Annotated in this window: 18 protein-coding genes; 10 read left to right on the top strand and 8 right to left on the bottom strand. The window is 63.3% G+C overall.

The features are described 5' to 3' along the window. Positions 1–6: 6 nt before the first annotated feature. The gene (locus MESCI2_RS0127850) at positions 7–720 is read left to right on the top strand and encodes a gamma-glutamylcyclotransferase (RefSeq protein ID WP_027039337.1); all 714 of its coding nucleotides are present in this window, start codon (positions 7–9) and stop codon (positions 718–720) included. Between the two features lie 12 nt (positions 721–732). On the opposite strand, the gene MESCI2_RS0127845 is transcribed toward MESCI2_RS0127850, so the two are convergent. The 3 genes from MESCI2_RS0127845 to MESCI2_RS0127835 form a co-directional block, all read right to left on the bottom strand. Further along, on the bottom strand, positions 733–1,536 hold the full coding sequence (locus MESCI2_RS0127845) for an extensin family protein (RefSeq protein ID WP_027039336.1): 804 nt from the start codon (positions 1,534–1,536) through the stop codon (positions 733–735). Positions 1,537–1,652: 116 nt separating this feature from the next. Beyond that, positions 1,653–2,732, bottom strand: a complete 1,080-nt coding sequence (locus tag MESCI2_RS0127840) for an extensin family protein (protein WP_027039335.1) — start codon at positions 2,730–2,732, stop codon at positions 1,653–1,655. Positions 2,733–2,918: 186 nt separating this feature from the next. Next, a complete protein-coding gene (locus MESCI2_RS0127835) occupies positions 2,919–3,344 on the bottom strand; it encodes a DUF3775 domain-containing protein (RefSeq protein ID WP_013530064.1) in 426 nt (141 codons plus the stop codon). Positions 3,345–3,486: 142 nt separating this feature from the next. Here MESCI2_RS0127835 and MESCI2_RS0127830 point away from each other — a divergent pair, with 142 nt between their 5' ends. Both MESCI2_RS0127830 and greA read left to right on the top strand, forming a co-directional pair. After that, on the top strand, positions 3,487–4,026 hold the full coding sequence (locus tag MESCI2_RS0127830; protein ID WP_027039334.1) for a tetratricopeptide repeat protein: 540 nt from the start codon (positions 3,487–3,489) through the stop codon (positions 4,024–4,026). 271 nt (positions 4,027–4,297) lie between these two features. After that, positions 4,298–4,771: a transcription elongation factor GreA gene (gene greA, locus MESCI2_RS0127825; RefSeq protein ID WP_027039333.1), complete on the top strand. Its 474-nt coding sequence runs from the start codon at positions 4,298–4,300 to the stop codon at positions 4,769–4,771. 242 nt (positions 4,772–5,013) lie between these two features. Here the strand turns inward: greA and waaC are convergent, their stop codons facing one another. The 3 genes from waaC to rfaD are packed head-to-tail and all read right to left on the bottom strand — an operon-like array spanning position 5,014 to position 7,936. Next, positions 5,014–6,003 carry a lipopolysaccharide heptosyltransferase I gene (waaC, locus tag MESCI2_RS0127820; RefSeq protein WP_027039332.1) on the bottom strand — a complete coding sequence of 330 codons (990 nt, stop codon included), beginning with the start codon at positions 6,001–6,003 and terminating at the stop codon, positions 5,014–5,016. After that, on the bottom strand, positions 6,000–7,007 hold the full coding sequence (waaF, locus tag MESCI2_RS0127815; RefSeq protein WP_027039331.1) for a lipopolysaccharide heptosyltransferase II: 1,008 nt from the start codon (positions 7,005–7,007) through the stop codon (positions 6,000–6,002). Before waaF ends, waaC begins: the two co-directional genes overlap by 4 nt. Then, positions 6,980–7,936: an ADP-glyceromanno-heptose 6-epimerase gene (gene rfaD / locus MESCI2_RS0127810; RefSeq protein ID WP_027040350.1), complete on the bottom strand. Its 957-nt coding sequence runs from the start codon at positions 7,934–7,936 to the stop codon at positions 6,980–6,982. Before rfaD ends, waaF begins: the two co-directional genes overlap by 28 nt. 149 nt (positions 7,937–8,085) lie before the next feature. On the opposite strand from rfaD, the gene MESCI2_RS0127805 reads away from it, so the two are divergent. The 6 genes from MESCI2_RS0127805 to MESCI2_RS0127780 all read left to right on the top strand — a co-directional run bounded on the left by MESCI2_RS0127805 (position 8,086) and on the right by MESCI2_RS0127780 (position 12,266). After that, complete coding sequence (locus MESCI2_RS0127805) at positions 8,086–8,322, top strand: type II toxin-antitoxin system Phd/YefM family antitoxin (protein ID WP_013530070.1); 237 nt, start codon at positions 8,086–8,088, stop codon at positions 8,320–8,322. Continuing rightward, positions 8,315–8,728: a hypothetical protein gene (locus tag MESCI2_RS0127800; protein WP_027039330.1), complete on the top strand. Its 414-nt coding sequence runs from the start codon at positions 8,315–8,317 to the stop codon at positions 8,726–8,728. The genes MESCI2_RS0127805 and MESCI2_RS0127800 overlap by 8 nt, the downstream gene beginning before the upstream one ends. 36 nt (positions 8,729–8,764) lie before the next feature. Then, entirely contained in the window at positions 8,765–9,397 is a 633-nt protein-coding gene (locus MESCI2_RS0127795) for a LysE family translocator (RefSeq protein ID WP_027039329.1), read from the top strand. A 143-nt stretch (positions 9,398–9,540) separates the two neighbouring features. Further along, entirely contained in the window at positions 9,541–11,034 is a 1,494-nt protein-coding gene (gene rfaE1 / locus MESCI2_RS0127790; RefSeq protein WP_027039328.1) for a D-glycero-beta-D-manno-heptose-7-phosphate kinase, read from the top strand. A 7-nt stretch (positions 11,035–11,041) separates the two neighbouring features. Next, positions 11,042–11,614, top strand: coding sequence for a D-sedoheptulose-7-phosphate isomerase (locus MESCI2_RS0127785; RefSeq protein WP_013530074.1), 573 nt, complete (start codon positions 11,042–11,044; stop codon positions 11,612–11,614). After that, positions 11,607–12,266 carry an HAD-IIIA family hydrolase gene (locus MESCI2_RS0127780; protein WP_027039327.1) on the top strand — a complete coding sequence of 220 codons (660 nt, stop codon included), beginning with the start codon at positions 11,607–11,609 and terminating at the stop codon, positions 12,264–12,266. Before MESCI2_RS0127785 ends, MESCI2_RS0127780 begins: the two co-directional genes overlap by 8 nt. A 106-nt stretch (positions 12,267–12,372) precedes the next feature. Here the strand turns inward: MESCI2_RS0127780 and MESCI2_RS0127775 are convergent, their stop codons facing one another. Both MESCI2_RS0127775 and MESCI2_RS0127770 read right to left on the bottom strand, forming a co-directional pair. Then, positions 12,373–13,167, bottom strand: coding sequence for a glycosyltransferase family 2 protein (locus MESCI2_RS0127775; RefSeq protein ID WP_027039326.1), 795 nt, complete (start codon positions 13,165–13,167; stop codon positions 12,373–12,375). Between the two features lie 252 nt (positions 13,168–13,419). Next, complete coding sequence (locus MESCI2_RS0127770; protein ID WP_013530077.1) at positions 13,420–13,899, bottom strand: Lrp/AsnC family transcriptional regulator; 480 nt, start codon at positions 13,897–13,899, stop codon at positions 13,420–13,422. A 248-nt stretch (positions 13,900–14,147) separates the two neighbouring features. On the opposite strand from MESCI2_RS0127770, the gene trxB reads away from it, so the two are divergent. Then, the gene (gene trxB / locus MESCI2_RS0127765; protein ID WP_013530078.1) at positions 14,148–15,122 is read left to right on the top strand and encodes a thioredoxin-disulfide reductase; all 975 of its coding nucleotides are present in this window, start codon (positions 14,148–14,150) and stop codon (positions 15,120–15,122) included. The last annotated feature ends 13 nt before the right edge of the window (positions 15,123–15,135 follow it).

Genomic DNA, 15,135 nt, shown 5'->3' with positions numbered 1-15,135 from the left:
GCAGCAATGGAGCGGAAGCTGGCAGGCCGCAAGCCCATGGCGTTGACCGCCGAGCTTGTCGCGCAAGTTGAGCGTGTCGAGCCTGATCCCGGGCCAGAGCCCGGAACCAGCGAGCACACCGATGCGGAGTTCGATGGCCTGGTGGAGCAACTGCTTTCGCAGTATCGGCCCGACACGCTTTGGGTCTTCGCCTATGGGTCGTTGATCTGGAATCCCGAATTCGCCCATGTCGAGCAGCGTCCCGCAACGGCGACGGGATGGCACCGCTCGTTCTGCCTGAAGCTGACGCGCTGGCGCGGAACACGCGAATTGCCGGCCTTGATGCTGGCCCTCGACCGTGGTGGCAGTTGCAACGGGATCGTCTACCGATTGCCCGCGGAAGACCATTTCGGGCAACTCGGCCAGCTCATGCGCCGCGAGATCGACGCCAACCCGCCCACCAACGTGCCATGCTGGATCAAGGTCAAGACCAGGGACGGGCCGCTTCGTGCCTTGGCCTTCGTCGCCGCGCCGAACGGCAGCGCCTATGCCGGCCGGTTGCCATTGGAGCAGGTTGCCGACACGCTGGCGCGGGCTGCCGGTCATTGGGGCTCTTCGGCGCAGTATTTGTTCAGGACCGTGAGCAAGCTTGAAGAGAGCGGCATCCGCGACCGCAATCTCTGGCGCATCCAGGACTTGGTCGCACGGCAAATCGCCGCTTCAACCGGTGGCGCCGATTAGGCTGATCTCTTCCTAACGGCAGGCGCGATAACCGTTCTTGCGGTTCTTGATGTCGAAATGGAAATGGTTGCGGTGGTCGTAATTGTAGCCGGGGCCGAGCACGGTGGTGAAATACTGGCAGCCGTCGGCGCGCACATTGTTGAGGAAGCCGCGGGTGCGGAAAGCGAACAGGCCGGGCTTGCGCACGTCGATGTCGTCGCCATTGTTGAGCTCGATGCTCATGACGTCGAGCGCATTGCCCTTGCCGTGCTCTGACAGCACACCTTCGCCGGCAATCCTGCGGCAGGAATAGCTGGAGCCTTGGTGGATGGTCTTAACGCCTGAGAAATAACGCCAGCGGGCGGAGGGGACGAGCTCGTTCTTGGTCCAGCCGGCGAAGGTAGCGGCCATGTCGCAGGTCAGGGTCGCTGCGGGCTTCATCTGGATGTTGCCGATGGCCGAAACCTTGACCGGATAATCGATGCCGCACTGGCCTTCATGGATCGGCGCCAGGTCGGTGTAGGCGACACCGAGGCGCTTCAATTGCTGCCGGCAGTCGGTTTCGCTGGCCGGCATCTGCTCGACGGGCGACATCGGCTCGTCCATGCGCGGATAAGCGGCCTGCGTCATATATGGATTGGAAGGGACAAGCTTCTGCATGCCGGCATATTGCGGCACCGCAGCTGTCTGCGCGCCGACGTCGACGGCCGGCTGCAGCGACAGCACACTGCCGGTGTTGCAGGCGGAGAGCGCCGCCAGCGCCAGGCCGGCGGTCAGCATTGCTGCATATTTTGACAGGCGCGCGGTGGAAAACACGGCCCGAAATTTGCCGGCCATTGGCGGAATCCCGTTGATGGATATCCGGCATTTTAACGATCAAGGGTAAAGGAAAACTCAGCGCCCGCGTTCATGCCTGCGGCCGAATTGCGGCACGCGGCCTGGATCAGCCATGCTCACTGGCAGAACGTGCCGCCATGCCGGCGCGGTTCGAGATCGAGATGGAAATGCAGGGAGTGATCGGCATCGGCGCCCGGACCGAGCACTGTCTTGAAGGGACCACAGGCCGCCTTGCGCACGGCGTTGAGGAATTTGGCGTCCTTCTCGGGCGGCGCCGGGCCGACCTCGATCTTCTTGCCGTCCGACAGCGTGAAGCTGGCGATGTCGAGCGCGTTGCCGAACGCATGCTCCGACAGTTTTCGGGTGCCGTTGCGTGGCCGGCAGACAAAGGCCGATGCCTGGCCGATTGATTTCAGGTCGGCGCCGAATTCGGCCTTCGCCGCCGGCTGGATCACATCGGTGGCAAAACGCGCTGCCGCCTCGGCCATCTTGCAATTGAGTTCGGTTCCGGGGGCAATCGCGATCGACTTTCCAAGCGTCTTCAGCACCAGGGGATAGGGGATCGAGCAGCCGATTTCGGGGTTGCTTTCCGCTTTGTGCTCCTCGAATTCGACGCCGAGCGTCTTCAGCCGCTCGCGGCAGGCGACCTCTTCGGTGGGCATCTTCCCCTCGGGCTGGTCGGCCGAGCGCGGGTCGGGCAGCATTTTTTTGTCGCTTGTATCGGCCGGCTTTTGCGGCGGCTGAGGTGCGACGACCGGCGGCCCAGCCTCGGGCTCCGCGATGTCGGGTTTTGGCGTCGGCGTCGGTGCAATGGCCGGCGGCTCCGGCTCGCTTTCCCCGGCTGACGGCTCCTGAGCGGACGGCTCGGGACGTGTCTGCTTTTCCTGGTGGGATTTTTCTTGCTTGAACCGGTCGGGCGCTCCGGCGCTCTTCGGAGCTTCCGGCTTTTGCTCCTCGGTCTTTGCAGCGTCAGCCTTTGGAGCGTCCGCCGGGCGTGGCTCGGGCACTGGAATGCCGGGCTTGGGTGCTGGAATACCGGCCTCGGGCATGGGAACATCGGCGGGCGAGGGCAGCGGAGCCTGCGTTTTCTGCTGTGTCCGGTTCGGTGTGACCTGCCGGTGGCGCCGTGGTTTCAGGCTTTTTCCGCGCCGGTGTTTCAGGGGTTGGTCGGCCCGCTGTGTCAGCGGCTGCTCCATTCGCGGCGTCAGCGGCTGGTGATGGCGGTGGCGATGTTTGGCGTCAGCCGGTGTCACCAGCAGAGCCGTGACGGCCATGACCAATGCGATCCTGAATGTTCGGGAAAAGACAAGCGACCCCATCGCCGTCAACGGCGCCGACGCAAGGTGGTTGCCTCGGCCGCATCACGAACGGTAACCGCTCCGTTACGCACCGATCGCTTCCAGCCCTTCCTCCAGCCAGTCGGCGAGCAACGGCATGCCGAGCAGGTATTTCGCGGTGCGCTTGTTGGCGCGTTCGCGCGCGGCCGCCAGCGCGTCCGCCCATTCGGTGGCGTCGTAGTCGCCGCGACCGACCCAGGCCAGCGCGATCAGCTCGGCTGCTTCATCGACATTGAGGTCGTTGATCAGCTCGCGCAGCTCTTCTTCGGTCAGATTCTCCGAGCTTTCCTCGGCAAGGCCGTCATGGTGATGGTTGACATGGGACTCGCCGTCGAGCTCGACCTCGTGCTCGGCGCCATCGGCATAGTCTTCATTGACGGCCGCACTCAGCGCCTTGGCCTTGAGGATGAACAGGCGCACCGTGTCGGGGCCGATCGAAAGCTCCCAGTCCTTTTCAAGCCGCCGCTGCAAGGGCCGTCTCCCTCAGGTCGTTTGCAGGATGATAGCGGATTTGCGGCATCCGTCACCTGATGTTCTCCCGCACGCAATTTTCCGGGATGAAACGCAAGCCGACCGGCGTTAGTGTTGCATTCTCACCCTCCAGGAGGTTTCGATGCATAAGAGAGTGCTGATCCAGGCTGCGACCGCGCTACTCGCGCTGCAGTTCCTCGCCGTTCCCGTATACGCCGCCGGCAGCGATGGCGGCGGCGGTGACGAAACCGTCACCCAATGCAAGAAGGGCGAGGTCTGGGACAAGAAGAAGAAAAAGTGCGTCGCACCTCAGGAAGGCATGCTCGACGACGACAGCATCTATGATGCTGGCCACGCGCTGGCGCTGGCCGGGCGCTATGACGAGGCGATCGCCGTGCTCAGCCTCGCCGCCAACAAGCAGGATCCGCGCATCCTCAACTATCTCGGCTATTCGCACCGCCATTCTGGCCGCGTCACCGTCGGCCTCGGCTATTACGCGGAAGCGCTGCGCATCGATCCGAACTACACGCTGGTGCGCGAATATCTCGGCGAAGCGCATCTGCAGATCGGCGATCTGGCCGGCGCCCAGCAGCAGTTGATGGAAATCGAGAAGCGGACCGGCAAGGGTTCGCGTGAATATGGCATGCTGGCCGAGCAGATCGACCATTTCATGAGAAGCTGAAAGATCCCAGGCTCTTTCAAGCGGCCGCGAGCGATCGCGGCCGCTTTTTTGTTGCCCCCAGTCTCATTCACCGCCCGCGGCTGATGAAAACGGGGATGATTTTAGCAAAACCGATTTTTAGGCGTGAAAAACCCGCTGACATTGCTATATTCAGGGAAATTGCGGTGAAACGGTTCCGTTAGCCCGAGGCTGCCGGACCCGTTTTCTTTTTGTACCCATCGACAAGGCTTTCCCCGAAACGCGGGGGTGGCAGCAGGAAAGGTCAGGCATCATGAACAAGGTCCCGATGACAGGCGAGGGGTTCGCGTCATTGAAGGAAGAACTGCGCTGGCGCCAGCAGGAAGAGCGGCCGCGCATCATCGAGGCGATCTCCGAGGCGCGCTCGCATGGCGACCTTTCCGAAAATGCCGAGTATCATGCCGCCAAGGAGTCGCAGAGCCTCAACGAGGGCCGCGTCAACGAGCTTGAGGATTATATCGCGCGCGCCGAGGTGATCGACGTCAGCAAGCTCAGCGGCGACAAGATCAAGTTCGGCGCCACCGTGGTGCTGGTTGACGAGGACACCGAGGAAAAGAAGACCTACCGGATCGTCGGCGACCAGGAGGCGGACGTGAAGTCCGGCCGCATCTCGATCTCCTCGCCGATCGCGCGTGCGCTCATCGGCAAGGAAGTCGGCGACGCCATCGAGGTCAATGCGCCCGGCGGTGCCAGGGGGTATGAGATCGTCCAGGTGCAGTTCATCTAGGGAATTTGAGGGGGGCGCGGCTGCGATTTTTAAGCTGAGGTTTGCGCTGCCCCTCATTGCCCTGCCGGGCATTTCTCCCCGTATAGTGACGGGGAGAAAGATGCTCTCATCGACGATTTCGCCAATTTTCAACGTAGCAGAATAGGCGCTGGCCTTGCGTTCAGCTCTCTTCTCCCCGTCGTTATACGGGGAGAAGGTGCCGGCAGGCGGATGAGGGGCAGCGCCAGCCTTTCCGATTGACTTCAGTTCTTGCCAGCGTTGGCCTTGCCAAGGACCCGGAGTCCCGCCAGCCTCTCTGCCTCCGCCACCACCTCCGCCGGCATCACACGCTCCCCAGGCGCGGCCAAAAGCGTTGACGCATATTGCCCGCGCGGACCCGTCAACCCGGGCTCGGTCGCCAGGAACACCGCAACCGTTGGCAGGCCGAAGGCGCTGGCGAGATGGGTCAGCCCGGTGTCGGCGCCGATGACCAGTTCCGAGCAGCCGATGAACGCAGCGATGTCGGCCAGCGGTGACTTTGGCACCACAACTGTCGATGGCACTGCCTTGGCAATGGCTTCGGCCACGGCCTTCTCGCGCTCGTTCGACCATGTGGTGACCGGCGTCATCCCCCGTTCAGCCAGCAGGCGCGCGGTTCCGATCCAGGCTTCGGCCGGCCATTTCTTGTCTTCGCGGCTGGTGCCGTGCAGCAGGAAGGCGGTTTTTCCAGAAGTGCCCGCCAGTGTGCCGGTGGGCGGCACGATGCCGGAGTCCAAGGTCGAAAGATCGGGCTGATAGCCGAGCGCCAGCCCGAACAGCCGCCGTGTCCGTTCGATGGCGTGCAGGTCGCGCGACACGGGATAGGTGGCATCGTAGAACAGCGTCGCAGACGGTTCGCGCGCGCTGGAGCGGTCGAAGCCGGCAATGGGGGCGCCGGCCTGTCTTGCAACCAGAGCCGATTTCAAGAGGCCTTGCGCATCGATGACCAGGTCGTAGCGGCAATCTCGCAAGGTGCGGCGCAGGGCGGCCGCCTCGCGCCAGGTGGCGCCATCGAGCAGCGCCTTGCGCCAACGCCGGATCGCCACCGTGTGGATACCGTCGATCGCCGGGTGCAGCGCGGCGATGCCGGCGAATGCCTCTTCGACGCACCAGTCGAAGGTCAGGTCCGGGCGGTGGCGACGGGCATCCTCGACCGCCGGAAAGGTGTGGATGACATCGCCCATCGACGACGTCTTGACGATCAGCACCTTCATGCCGCGGCCGGGATTTCCAGCAGCCGGTCCGCAGCTGCCGCGACCTGGCCGACTTCAAGCGTCATCAGGCAGTTGAGGTGGCCGAGCGGGCAGACCTTCCGGTGGCAGGGCGAGCACGACAGGCCGAGCCAGACCAGTTCGCGGCGCTCCGCCAGCGGGGGCGTGTTCTCGGGCGAGGTCGAGCCGTAGACGGCAACGATCGGCGTGCCGACGGCGGCCGCGACATGCATCAGCCCGCTGTCGTTGGACACCGCCAGCCTTGCGGCGGATATCAGGTCGATGGCGTCCTCCAGCCGCGTCTGTCCGGCGAGATCGACGACGCCGGGGGCCAGGGCTGCGATCTCCGCCGTCACGTCGCGGTCGTTCTTCGAGCCGAACAGCGCAACCTTCAAGCCTTTACCCATGAAATTGCGGGCAAGCCCGGCATAGCTTTCGCTGGGCCAGCGCTTGGCCGGGCCAAATTCGGCGCCGGGCATCAGGGCCACGAATTTCCGAGGCGCCAGCCCGAAACGGCCGAGCAGGTCGACCTGGTTTTTCGTGTCCACGTCAAGCCGTGGCGCCCGGAAACTACCGCCCTGGGCAAGGCCGAAATAGGCCTGCGCGGTGCGTCGTTTGATGCTGTCGGGCAATGGCACGATGTCGGTCAACAGGCCATAGCGCATCTCGCGCAAATGACCGACACGGCGCGGAATACGGGCAAAGAACGGAATCAGCGCCGACTTCCAGCTGCCGGGCAGGATATAGGCCATGTCGTAGCGGCCGCGCAGCAGGCGGCCGAAGCGGCGGCGATGGGTGAACTCGAGCGCGCCGGGTTTGAGCGGAAAGTCGATCTGCTGGCGGATTTCGGGCATGCGCTTGACCAGGGGTGCTGCCCAGGCCGGCGCCAGCACATCGATGGCGGCGTTGGGATGCAACTCCTTCAGCGCCGAAAACAGGCACTGCGCCATCACCATGTCGCCCACCCAGCGTGGGCCGATCACGAGGATCGTTGGGCTTTCAGCCATTCGACATAGTCTCTGACACCGGTTTCCACTGTCCGGAATTGGCCATTGTAACCGGCCGCGCGCAAACGGGACATATCAGCTTGCGTAAAGCTCTGGTAGCTGCCCTTGAGATGGTCGGGAAAGGGGATGAATTCAATCTCCCCTTTACCCAACGTGTCGATCACCGTTTCGGCGATGGCGCGGAAGGGCTGGGCACGGCCGGTGCCGCAATTGAAGATGCCGCTTGAGCCCTGTTTCCACAGCCACAGATTGACGTCGGCTACATCGCCGACATGGATGAAGTCGCGGCTTTGTTCGCCGGGTCCGAACCCGTCATAGGCGCCGAACAGTTTCGGGTTCTCGCCTCGCTCGACCTGGTTGAACAGATGGAAGGCGACGGAGGCCATGGCGCCCTTGTGCGCTTCGCGCGGGCCGTAGACGTTGAAGTAGCGCAGGCCCACGACCTGTGAATGGTCGGCCTGCCCGGCGAACACGGTTCGCCTGACGTAGTCGTCGAACAGTTTTTTCGAATAGGCGTAGACATTGAGCGGCCGCTCCAGCGCGGGATCCTCGCGGAACTCCGAGCCGCCGCCATAGACGGAAGCCGAGGAGGCATAAAGGAAAGGCACGCGCAACGCCTGGCTTGCATGCAGCAGCCGTTTCGAGAAGGCGTAATTCACCTCCATCATGAATTTGCCGTTCCACTCGGTGGTGGTCGAGCAGGCGCCCTGGTGGAACACGGCCTCGATGCGGCCGAGCGAGCCGGCCTCCATGCGGGGCAGGAAATCGTCCTTGTCGAGATAGTCGGCGATCTTGAGATCGGCAAGATTGGCGATCTTGTGACCGTCGGTGAGGTCGTCGACGACGAGGATGTCGTCATGCCCTTCGGCATTCAGCGCGGCGACGATGTTGGAGCCGATCATGCCGGCGCCGCCCGTGACGATGATCATGAAGGGCCTCTGGTTGCTTGCGATTCCGGCCCTTATAGGGGAGGCTAGGCGGGCTGTCGATAAAGTCAGGTGCATGCGCCTGGCCTGCCATTTTTATGCGCTTGTCTGTTTTGTCTGTTTTGTCTATTATGGACAAAACGGGGCATCCCATGAAAAACTATCCATCGACCGATCTGAAACAGAATCTTGGAGATGTGCTTGCAGCTGCCAGCCAGCAGCCGGTCTCCATCACTCGCCACAACAAGCCGAGATACGTCCTGATGAGCATCGAGGCCTACGAAGCGCGCTTCGGCAACGATAGCCGCCGCGTCTACGCTGCGGAGGACGCCCCGTCCGAACATGTCGAGATGCTCGAGGAATACGCCGCGGAATTGGACCGTGATTAAACCCGCCGCTGCGGACGTCTGGCGATATCCGTATCTTTGGCATCGCCAGCACGGAGACGGCGAGACCGAAGGCCGGAAGTCACGGCCTGTGGCCTTTGTGGCTGTCCTTCCTGGGAAAGCCGGCGGCACGAACCTCTTCGTCCTTGCAATCACTTCCACGCAGCCGGGCCATGATCGCGTTGCCGTCAGCATCCCGGAAATTGAACGCCACCGTGCGGGCCTCGACCCTATGCCCCTTTGGGTCATGGTCGACGAGTACAATCATGATATTCTGGAAACGTCAGCCTATTTCGAGCCGGGTGCGCGAATCGGCGCGTTCAGCCCGTCATTTCACAAGAAAATTATGTTCGCTTTTACTGCGGTTGTCCGCACGGGTAAGTCCAAAGCCATCCCGCGCGCGGACTGAATCGACAGAACAGAGCACGATCATGAGGGACCAAAAATGCCATCGACCGAACTGCTCATCGCGTTTTTCGCCACCACGGCGATCTTCGCCTACATTCCCGGCCCGGCCATGCTCTATGCCGCCGCGCAGACGATGGCGCGCGGCCGCTGGTCCGGCCTGACGGCGGCACTTGGCATTCATCTGGGCGGCTACGTGCATGTTTTCGCAGCGGCTGCCGGGCTGTCGGTGCTGTTTCATGCCGTGCCGACGCTCTACCTGGCGGTCAAGCTGGTCGGCGCGCTCTATCTGATCTGGCTTGGCGTCTCGCTGTTTCGCAAGCGTGCGGACGGCGATGCGGCGCTGCCCGCGATCGAGCGCAAATCGGCGCGGCGCGCCTTTTTCGAGAGCATCACCGTCGAGGTGCTCAATCCGAAGACAGCGATCTTCTTCATGGCGTTCCTGCCGCAATTCATCGACGCCTCGGCGGCGTTTCCGGTCTGGCTGCAGTTCGTCGTGCTCGGCACGATTGTCAATCTGATGTTCTCCTCGGCCGATGTCGTCTGCGTGTTCCTGGCGGGCGCCGTGATCGGCCGTCTGCGGCGTTCGAGCCGCGCACAGCGGCTGATGCAGCGGGCCGGCGGCGCGGTGCTGGTCGGGCTGGGCGTCCATGTCGCCCTGCAGAAGAGCTGACCGCCCGAGCCTGCCGGGATCATGCCCTGCCGTTGCGCTGCGTGAATTTGCGGTATATCGGCTTTCGCCATGAACGATCCGACCAGTCGATTGATGAGCACTTATGAGATTGAAATCGGCCTTTTCCCTGTGTTGCCAGTGACATGATCAAGCACAATCCGCCCTCTCCCGAACCATTGCACCGCGCCATTGCGCGGTTCGGGCAGGCCACCGTGCTGGTGGTCGGCGACTTCATCCTCGATCGTTTCGTCAACGGCGTCATCGAGCGGATCTCGCCGGAGGCGCCGATCCCGGTGCTGCACGGGCGCGGCGAGACCTCGACCATGGGCGGCGCCGGCAACGTCGTGGCCAACATCGTTTCGCTCGGCGCTGCCGCTGTTCCCGTTTCCGTAATCGGCGCCGATCTGGCGGGCGACAGTCTGGTGCGGATGCTGCGGGAGCTTGGCGCCGATACGGCGGGCCTTGCGCAGGAGCGTGGTCGCATGACCTCGTCCAAAAGCCGCTTCAGCGCGCTCAACCAGCAGGTGCTGCGTTTCGACGAAGAGGAGATCAAGCCGCTCGGCGCCGCGGAGCGAGCCGGCCTGATCCGGCATTTCCGCGCCGCGCTGGCGCGCGCCGACATCGTCATCCTGTCCGATTACGGCAAGGGCATCCTGCTCGACGGCGTCGCCGGCGACTTGATCGCCATCTGCCGCGAGGCTGGAAAGCCGGTGCTGGTCGACCCGAAGGGCCGCGATTACGCGCGCTATGCCGGGGCGACTGCCATCACCCCCAACCGCAAGGAACTCGGCGAGGCCGTCGGCCATGCGGTGTTCGCCGATGACGAGATCGTGGCTGCCGCACGCGAGCTGATTTCGGCACATGGTTTCGATTTCGTCGTTGCGACGCGCAGCGAAAAGGGCATGAGCGTGGTCGGCCCAGACGAGGCGCGCCACATCGCCACCCAGGCGCGCGAAGTGTTCGATGTTTCGGGCGCCGGCGACACGGTGATCGCGAGCTTCGCGCTGGCGCTGGCCGTAGGCGCCGATACGGTCATGGCCGCTTCGATCGCCAATGCCGCTGGTGGCGTCGTGGTGGGAAAACGCGGCACCGCGCGGCTGACGGTCGAGGAACTCACCGGGGCGCTGTTCCGTTCGCATGGGCCGACGGCCCACAAGGACGCCATCCTCGACGCCACATCCGCCGCCCGCATGGTGGCGGCGTGGAAGGAAGAGGGCCTGAGCGTCGGCTTCACCAATGGCTGCTTCGACATCCTGCATGCTGGCCATGTCAGCCTCTTGCACGCGGCGCGCAGCCAGTGCGACCGGCTGGTGCTCGGCCTCAACAGCGATGCCTCGGTGCGGCGACTGAAGGGCGCCGGCCGGCCGGTCAACGACCAGCACGACCGCGCCTGTGTGCTCGCTGCGCTCGCCTCGGTCGACGCGGTCGTGGTGTTCGAGGAAGATACGCCGCTGGCGCTGATCGAAGCGCTGCTGCCCGACATACTGGTCAAGGGCGCCGATTACACCGTCGACACCGTGGTCGGCGCCGATGCCGTGCAGAAAGCCGGCGGCCGCGTCGTGCTGGTCGATCTCGTCGCCGGCAAAAGCACCACCAACACCATTGGCAAATTGCGCGCCGGCGGCACCACAAACTGAGGGTTTCATGTCCGACTTGAACGATTACCTTGTCCGCTCGGCGGCTGCCATATCAGCCATGGTCGAACGGGACCTGACCGGTGAGATGGAGCAGGCAGCGAGCGCGGTGGTGACGGCGCTTTCGTCGGGGAAGGCCTTGCTCATCGCCGGCAATGGCGGCTCGGCCAGCGACGCCATCCACATTGCCGGCGAACTGGTCGGCCGCTTTCTCAAGGAGCGCAAGGCCTACAATGTCATCGCGCTGCCGGCCAATGCAGCGGTGCTGACCGCCTGGGGCAACGACTATGGCTTCGACACGGTGTTTTCGCGCCAGGTCGAGGCGCATGGCGCGGCCGGCGGCGTGCTTCTGGCAATCTCTACCAGCGGCAATTCGCCGAGCATCCTCGCCGCCGCCGAACAGGCACGGAGGATGGACATGACGGTGATCGGCATGACCGGCGACACCGGCGGCAAGCTGAAGCCTCTGTCCGATATCCTGCTCAACGTGCCGTCGACTTCGACGCCGATCATCCAGCAGGGGCATCTGTGCCTTTATCATCATCTGTGCGAGGTGGTCGAAGCGCGCCTCAGCAATGGCTGATCCCACGACCTCTGGCCGCTATCCGCTGGCGGAGCCGGGCCTATGGGTCGAGCAGATCGGCTCAAGGGTGTTCGCCGCCGGCTCGCCGGCGCTGTTCCTCGATCGCGACGGCACCATCAATGTCGATACGGGCTATCCGGATAATCCTGCCGAAATGGTGCTGCGCGCGGACATAGCCGCGGTAATAGCCGCCGCCAATGGGGCCGGCATTCCCGTCATCATCGTCACCAACCAGTCCGGTATCGCGCGCGGCTATTTCGGCTGGAGCGATTTCGCCGCCGTCAACGGCCGCGTGCTCGAGCTGCTGCGCGCCGAGAATGCGTTTGTCGATATGGTCGTCGCCTGCGCCTATCACCAAGCTGGCTCCGGTGTGCTCGCGGTCGCAGATCATCCGATGCGCAAGCCCAATCCGGGCATGCTGCTGGAGGCGGCCAGGCGTCTCCGGCTCGATTTGCGGCGTTCGCTGATTGTCGGCGACAAGAAGGCCGACATGGAAGCGGGACAACGCGCCGGCCTGTCGCAGGGCTGGCTGGTGGACGGCGAACAGTCCAGTCAAGGAGGATTCGAGACTTGGCCGCTACGGGGCCGGGGCGATCTCGATGGCCTGCTCGCCGCAATAGCGGCACTGGGTGCCGTGCCGGGCGAGCGGTGATGGGCTAGAGCAATTCCAGGAAAAGTGTGAAGCGGTTTTCCGTCGAGAATTGCGTCAAAACAAAGAGTTAGAGCATTTCGCCGTTTCCGTGAAACGGTGAAATGCTCTAGGCCCGCTCCTTGTCTTGCGAAGCCTCGTACAGTTTGGCCTCGGTGGCATAGGAATAGATCATCACCGACATCGAGTAGATGAAGCCGTGCCGACCGCATAGGAAGTAGCGCTTGGCCAGGTAGAACTTCAAGAAGTTGCCGAACGGCGACAGCACCAGCCGTATCAGGCCGGGCTTCTTGCCTCGCTCGACCAGCGTGGCGACCTTGAGGCCGGAATAGGTATTGGCCCTGGCAAGGTCGTCATTGACGGATATTTCGCGGCGATGCAGCAACACGCCGCTTTCGATCGTGCGGGTCTCGCCCGGCACAACGAAGGATTCATGGACCCGCGAGGTGAGGTCCATGGTGGCGACTTCCCGGCGAAACAGGCGCAGAAGCCGGTTGTGCAGCACCCAGCGATGCGCATAGCCATAGCCTTTCAGCCAGTCGCGGCGGCGAATGTACCAGCCGTCGATGCCGTTGTTGGCGGTCCGCGTGGCCGCCACGATGGCCTGGCGCAGTGAATCGTCGACGCGCTCGTCTGGATCGATCGAAAGACACCATGGTTGCCTGGCATGGTCGAGCGCGAACAGCCGCTGGCGCGGGAAACCCGACCAGTCATTGTGAAACAGCCTTATCGGGTAGCCCTTGGCGATGAACTCCTGAACGACGTCCAGAGTGCGGTCCGTCGAGCCCGAATCGACGACGATGATCTCGGCGCAGAAGTCGACGCTTTCCAGGCACTGGCCGATCATGTCGGCCTCGTCCATACAGATGACCAGCGCCGAAACCGGGCTAGAAAATCGAGTCATCGTCCCACCCCACGGCACACAATTCTCGGAATTGGGCTGCCCTGCGCCACTTGTTTACGCAATCCCGAAAGCGCTATGCGCTTTCCCCGGGAAAACCGTTACACACTTTTTCTGGAATTGCTCTAGGAAACCAACAAGGCGGCTACGGCAGAACATCCGGCTTCACGGAAGAGTCTATCGAATGCCAAAGCGGCGCTGATATGGCGGGGCGCTCAAGCCGCATCGGCGAAAGCCTGCTGCGTTTCAACCGGCTCAAGGCTGTGCGAACGAGACCAGCCCTTCGTCCTTGACCCGGCGGATGGTGAGCGCGGTTCGCACCGTGTCGACATTCGGGGTCGAGGTCAGTTCCTCGATGACGAAGCTCTGGAAGGCGCCGAGGTCGCTCGCCACGCAATGCAGCAGGAAGTCGGATTCGCCCGACACCATCCAGGCGTCGCGTACGATAGGCCAGCCGCGGGTGCGCTCGGCAAAGATGCGCAGCTCGGCATCGGCCTGATGATGCAGGCCGACCAGGCAGAAGGCAACGACATCGAGGCCGAGCGCTGGTGCATTGAGCAAGGCGCGGTAGCCACGGATGATGCCGGCTTCCTCCAGGCGCTTGACGCGGCGCAGGCATGGCGGCGCCGAAATGCCGACGCGGTTCGACAGTTCGACATTGGTCATGCGGCCGTCGCCCTGCAGTTCGCGCAGGATCTTCCAGTCGATGGCGTCGAGGTCGGCCTTGAGCGGCATGTGGGCTCTCGATCATGAGGGGTAATACGCAAGAATCTTGCGTGATTTTGTAATTAAACGACTTCGCTGTCCATTCCATCCTTCGCCCGGAATATTTCGCGGGATCAGCGGCCGACAGGTGCGACAAAGCTTTCCGGGGACGAACACCAACTTGCCTTGCTGGCGTCGTGGGCAACACTTACATTACGCGCGACAATGATCGAGTTTTCCATGCCGCAATTGCCGGCAGCCCTCCGCAGAGGCTTTAGATGACCACCAAGCACGCGCCCGTTCTTATCATCGGTTCCGGCCCGGCCGGCTATACGGCGGCGGTCTATGCCGCCCGCGCCATGCTGAAGCCGATGCTGGTCGCTGGCCTGCAGCAGGGCGGGCAGTTGATGATCACCACCGATGTCGAGAACTATCCCGGCTTCGCCGACCCGATCCAGGGTCCGTGGCTGATGGAGCAGATGCTGAAACAGGCCGAGCATGTCGGCACCGACATCATCAACGACATCATCACCGAGGTCGACCTCAACGTGCGACCGTTCCGTGCCAAGGGCGATTCCGGCACCACCTACACCGCCGACGCGCTGATCATCGCCACCGGTGCGCAAGCGAAATGGCTGGGCATCCCGACCGAGCAGGACTTCATGGGTTTTGGAGTCTCGGCCTGCGCCACCTGCGACGGCTTCTTCTATCGGGGCAAGGATGTCGCGGTGATCGGCGGCGGCAATTCAGCGGTGGAAGAGGCGCTCTATCTGTCCAATCTCGCCAAGAGCGTGACGGTCATCCACAGGCGCAGCGATTTTCGCGCCGAACGTATCCTGCGCGAGCGGCTTCTGAAGAAGGACAATGTCCGCGTCATCTGGGACACGATCGTCGACGAGATCACCGGTCGGCCCGGCAAGACGCCGCTGCCGCCCTCGGTCGAGGGGCTGAAGCTCAAGCATGCGGTGACCGGCGAGGTGTCGCACCTCAAGATCGACGGTGTGTTCGTGGCTATCGGCCATGCGCCAGCGGTTGAACTGTTCGCCGGCAAGCTCAAGCAGAAGCCGAACGGCTATCTGTGGACGGCGCCGGATTCGACCCGCACCGATGTGCCGGGCGTGTTCGCGGCCGGGGATGTGACCGACGATATCTACCGCCAGGCGGTGACGGCGGCGGGGCTTGGCTGCATGGCCGCACTCGAGGCGGAGAAGTATCTGGCCGGCATCGAAGTGCATCGCGAAGCGGCCGAGTAGAGAGTTCAGAGAG

The organism is Mesorhizobium ciceri WSM4083 (assembly GCF_000519305.1).
Taxonomy (GTDB): Bacteria; Pseudomonadota; Alphaproteobacteria; order Rhizobiales; family Rhizobiaceae; genus Mesorhizobium; species Mesorhizobium ciceri_B.
This window is presented reverse-complemented; position numbering and strand designations above follow the sequence as displayed.